This is a genomic window from Rhodopseudomonas sp. B29 (assembly GCF_000333455.1).
Lineage (GTDB): Bacteria > Pseudomonadota > Alphaproteobacteria > Rhizobiales > Xanthobacteraceae > Rhodopseudomonas.
In genome coordinates this window covers 1-849 of record NZ_BADD01000786.1, presented here as the reverse complement: position 1 = coordinate 849, position 849 = coordinate 1, and the positions used below count along the sequence as shown (strand labels likewise).

The window sequence follows — 849 nt, the reverse complement described above, 5'->3', positions numbered from 1 at the left end:
GTCGAGATCGATGCACCCCCGANGGAAGCGCGGCAGTTCTTCGGTCTTCCGGACGTGCAGCCCATGCAGACGGCGGTGATGGACAAGCTGCAGGAGCAGATGCTGACCAATATCGAGAAGGTCTCGCCAGAAGCGCTGATGAAGACCTGGTTCACCTTCGATCCCAAGCTCGCCGAGCGCTTCGGCGAGATGTTCATCTCGATGACCGGTCTGGGCAGCGCGCTCACCAAGGACAAGAAGTAGTCTGGAGCCCCCTTGGATCTCGCGGGTCCGTGGGGGCCAATTCACGGTCGGTTTGCCGGCCCGGTTTGACGCTCGCCGGTGTCCGGCCCCCAAATCCATCGTCGAAGGTCGATATATTGCATTGCAACATTGATATTGCAGTGCAACATAAGAGGAGCTATATTCACGGTACCCCGGGCCAAGTGATGGACGGGACGAGACCATAGCTCAGACCTCGAGGATGGAGACGACCATGACTTACGAAAATACCGAGAGCCACGGCCAAGGCCAGGCTGAAGCCGTGATCGAGAACGTCAAGCAGGCGTTTGAGCCGTTCACCAACGCGTTCAAGAACCTGCAGGGCTTCGATGTGCCGGAAGCGACCCGCGACTTCGTCAAGCGCGCCGCCGGCACCGCCAAGGAGAAGGCCGCCGACCTTCACGCCGGCACCGAGAAGGTGACCAGCGTGATCGAAGACGCCGTCGCCAGCTCGGTCAGCGAAGCCGCCAAGATCAGCCGCAACGTCCAGCAGGCGCTGCGCGACGACGCCGAGACCTTCTTCAACGGCATCGATCGTCTGGCCTCGGCCAAGTCGGGAACGAAGCGGGCAGATCCAGTCCGTCTGTC

At 61.2% G+C, this 849-nt stretch carries 2 protein-coding genes; both read left to right on the top strand.

The window, feature by feature from the left end; all coding sequences use genetic code 11:
* A partial coding sequence (locus I5M_RS28295) for a DUF6489 family protein (protein ID WP_022724477.1) occupies window positions 1–243 on the top strand: 243 nt, incomplete at its 5' end.
* 232 nt (window positions 244–475) lie between these two features.
* Window positions 476–849 (top strand): hypothetical protein (locus I5M_RS28290; protein ID WP_040771948.1); only part of this gene is annotated, 374 nt, incomplete at its 3' end.